This is a genomic window from Chitinophaga sp. GbtcB8, assembly GCF_019091455.1.
Classification (GTDB): Bacteria; Bacteroidota; Bacteroidia; order Chitinophagales; family Chitinophagaceae; genus Chitinophaga.
On record NZ_JAGXJN010000350.1, the window covers coordinates 1 to 241 of the forward strand.

1 protein-coding gene is annotated in these 241 nt (G+C 46.9%); it reads right to left on the reverse strand.

Annotated elements, in window-relative coordinates; genetic code table 11:
* Positions 1 to 53: 53 nt before the first annotated feature.
* Positions 54 to 241: hypothetical protein (locus KVT36_RS32060; protein WP_217607490.1), on the reverse strand; the 188-nt coding region annotated here is incomplete at its 5' end.

A 241-nucleotide genomic window follows, 5' to 3' on the forward strand; every position in this document is an offset into this window, starting at 1 on the left:
CTCTGTTTTGCATACAGTGTGAAGAAAACCACATTATATTCACGGTCCTCCGTCTATCTCACATACCTGGCATCCGGAAATGTGAGGTTCAATACCCGGATCAGCTCCTCGCTGGCGGCTGCTGTTACACGGGTTAGCGAAAAGGTGGCTAGGGCTGCTACCAGGGGCAGCTTCTTTGAATGATTAAAAAAGTTGGGTTCCTGGTTTGGGGGTTTAATTTGTGTTCTTTGCTGTAAAAGTA